General features: G+C 69.4%; 2 protein-coding genes. One reads left to right on the top strand and one right to left on the bottom strand.

What is annotated here, in order from left to right; all coding sequences use genetic code 11:
• On the top strand, positions 1 to 1,901 hold a 1,901-nt coding region (locus AC5P1C_RS39860), incomplete at its 5' end, for a hypothetical protein (RefSeq protein ID WP_493870881.1).
• Here AC5P1C_RS39860 and AC5P1C_RS39855 read toward each other — a convergent pair.
• Positions 1,898 to 3,496, bottom strand: a complete 1,599-nt coding sequence (locus AC5P1C_RS39855; protein WP_493870883.1) for a translation initiation factor 2 — start codon at positions 3,494 to 3,496, stop codon at positions 1,898 to 1,900. The two genes, AC5P1C_RS39860 and AC5P1C_RS39855, sit on opposite strands and share 4 nt — an antisense overlap.
• Positions 3,497 to 3,618 lie beyond the last annotated feature (122 nt).

Below are 3,618 nucleotides of genomic sequence, written 5' to 3'. Positions count from 1 at the left end.
TGAGCGGGCCTGGCGGTCTGGGGAAGACGGAGTTGGCTGTCCTGATCGCCCGTACGCTAGGCGATCGCTATCCCTTAACGGATGGTGTGTTTTCCGTCGACCTGGATGATTTCCGGGTGGACGGCGTGCTGGACCCCGGTGATGTGCTCGCCCAGTTGCTGGTTTCGCTCGACGTGATGCCGGATCAGGTGAAGGCTCAGTACGCGGCTCGGTGTGCGCAGTACTGGAACAGGACTTCTGGCGCGAAACTAGTCCTCTTGCTCGATAACGCCCGTTACGCCTCGGAGGTTGTCTCGCTGCTTCCGGCGTCGGGCGACAGCGTGGTGATCGTCACGAGCCACGGGCCGCTTCATGACTTTGAAGTGGGTGCTGCGGTGGACCTGGTGCTGCCGCCGTTGGAGGAGCGGGCGGCGACGGAGTTGTTGGGGTTGATCGTGCGTGACCATCGGCTGGCCGCGGACCCTGAGGCGGCGCGGGCGGTGATCCGGTTGTGCGACGGTCTTCCTGCGGCGCTCCACGTGGCGGGCCGGTGGGTGCGCACGCACCGGCTGCGCCCGCTCTCCCGGCTCCTCGCCGATCTCCAGGCCGAGTTGAAGGGGAAGGGCGTGTCCGGTGTAGAGCAGATCTGGGACAGGGCCCATGCCGAGCTGTCCCGCCCGGCGGCCCTCCTCTACCGGTTGCTGGCGCACCACCCCGGGGAGACATTCACGCTTCACTCCGCCACCGCGCTGTCGGGGCTGGGGCAGGAGACCTGCCAGGACGCCCTGGAAGAGCTGGACCGGACCGGGTTTCTGGACCTGCGTCTGCTGTCGCTGACGGAGGCCGGCCAGATGAGGCTGCCGGGACCGCTGCGCGCGCACGCCCTGCGGTGGTCCCGCCGGGAGGCTGCGGAGGGCGAGGTGGGCGAGGCGCAGACGCGGCTGCTGCGCTGGTTCGTCCGTCAGGCCCAGATGGCCGACCGGTTCGCCGCTGGCCGCCGGCTGATCGTCGTGGATCGTTTCGATCCTGTTCCAGGTGGACCGGATGTTGCGCTGGACGATCCGGAAGCGGTTGTGGACGACGAAGTCAGGGCTGAACGCGCCGCACGTGCGGCTCTCTGGCTGGACGAGGAACGGCATGTGCTGTTCGCGTGCTCGCGTCTGGCCCACGGCCGTGGAATGGATACCGAGGCCGTGGCCCTGTCCGAGCCTGTGTGGACGCATGCTTTGGACCATCCCCACCAGTCCGAGGTCATCGAGGTGTTCCGGCGTGCCGTCGACGCGGCAGTCCGACACGGGGGTGACGCCGGCTGGCTGGTGCGCACGCGGTGCCAGCTGGCCAGGCCGCTGTGGGAGTCGGAGAGGCTGAGCGAGGCCCAGGAGCAGATCGACAGGGCGATGTCCGCCCTTGAACTGCTGGGGGATTCCGAACGGGACCGCAAGCTCGCCGCCTCGGCCATCGAGCATCGCGGCATGCTCAAAGGTGCACGAGGCGAGTGGAATGCCGCATTTGCCGACTTCGCAGTCTCCCGCGACATTCACCGGGCGATTCCCAACTCCTACGGCGTCCTGCTCCAGACCTACCGGATGGGAGAGGCGAGCGCGAAGGTGGACGACCTGGAGACAGCGCATCGCCTGCTGTCCGAGGCGCACGCCGGGTTCGTGGAGAAAGGGCGCGAGAGGCTGGTCGGACGCTCCGCTTTCGCCCTCGCCGGTGTCCTGCACCGCCTGGGCCGGAGGGGCGAGGCCCGTGCTCTTTACCGGCAGTCGCTCGGGCAGGCCGACAAGCGGCGTTCGGGCTTCGATCTGGCACGCGTCCACGACGCCCTTGCCGAACTGGACGCAGACGAAGGGCATTTGACGGAGGCTGAGGAGCACCGCGCAGCAGCCCGGACCTTCCGGCAGCGCAACGGCCTGGTCTAGATCGCCTGCGCGCTTTCGGTGTTCGTGGCCGGGCGGAGGACGACGCGGAAAGTCCGCTCCCCGATAAGGCAGTTGATCACGGTGTGGCTGTCGAGAGCGGGCTGGGGGGAGACCAGCCGGGCGTGCACGGCTGAGAGTGCGACGGCCGGGTCGAGTCGTGCTATACGGCCGGCTTCGGACCGGGGCTCGATATGGACGGCATACATCTGTTCATGACCGCGGACTCTGAGCAGGCACCCACCAGCAGGCAGCAACGCCCCGGCCGAACGGCAGCCCGGGTAGGTGGACAAGGTATGCCGGGCCCACCCGTCGGCGGTCCAGGCCAGGTCGGCTGGTTCCGTGGACCCCGGGAGCGGCCGACGGTACAACAAGCCTGCGGAGCGAACGAGTTGTTCCGCAGCAGCGCCGTGCTCCACGGCCAGGTGATGGCCGGGCGGCCCCGTTCCGGCCGGGTGCCGGGTGATCCGGACACCAGCCTCACGGGTCTCCACATGGACATCGAACGCTGCGGGGACACGTGTCGCGGGCGCGGGGGAGGGCAGCAGTCGGGGGGTGGCGTCGTAGGCGGGCGGAGCAAGGCCGAGCAAGGCGTAGACCTCGGTTCGCAGGCGCTGCACGGCGTCGCCGGGAGGCGCGAACGCGTTCTGAGCGGCGGCGCGCCCAGCACCCGGCCGATAGTCCCGCAGTGCGGCGGCGACGTCCTCGGCTCGTTCCAGCTGCGGTACCTGGTCGAGGAGCACGCCCATCGGACTGCCGGGGATCAGTTCCCCGCCGCCCGGGTGAACGCTCACCACTGGACGGTCCTGGACAGCGCAGTAGTACAAGGTGGCCGATCCGTGGTCGGTGACCAGGGTGTCCGCGGCAATCAGGACCGAGGCCCACTCCTCGTACGGATCTGGCAGAACCATCCCCGCGTCGAGTGCCGGCGCCAGGCGTTCAGCCAGCTCGTGCGTCCCTATCAGGCTGCGCTCATTGGGATGAACCACGAGCGCCAACTGATATTCGTCGTGCGGGAGTTGGGCCGCAAGCTGGGCGGGGAGCCCGGGGTGCCGGCGGATGAGGGACTCGGGGCCCCAGGTGGAGACCAGGATCAGCAGCTCACGGGCCCCGGTGCCCAATGCCGCACGGTAGCGCTCACGCAAGGACGTCGAGGCGAGGACGCGTTCCAGAGTGAGATCGCCGATCACCTTCGCACGCCGGGCGGCCCGCGGATCTGCGGCGGCCAGCCTGACGACCTGATCGGGGTGGGCCAAGGCGTGCAGTGCTGTCGGAGCGCGGTCGTGGGTCGGCCGCAGATACGCCGGATCCAGTCCCGACGCCGAGTCGGCCGAACCCTCGCCCGGGATGGACTTGTTGAAACCCGCCCCGTGGGGGACGAGGACGTGCGGCCCGCGTAGCAGGCTCAGGTCGCCCTTCGGGCTCGCGGTGACGATCAGGTCGTACGAGCGACTGCACGCTTCGCTCCACGGCACCGTGCGGCCCCCGAGTGCGTCGACCGCTGAGAGTGCGTCGACTCCGAAGTCGGAGCCAGGGACGAGGGTGAACAGGCGGGTGATCCGGGCGTCACCAGAGAAAATGGGAAGAACGTCGAGCAGGCGATACAGGGCGACCGCTGACCGAGCCGCGAACAGAACCGCTCGGCCCGTCGCCCGTCGCCCGTCGCCCGTCGCCCGTCGCCCGTCGCCCGTCGCCCGTCGCCCGTCGCCCGTCGCCCGTC

Source organism: Streptomyces sp. A18 (assembly GCF_059026065.1).
This window is presented reverse-complemented; position numbering and strand designations above follow the sequence as displayed.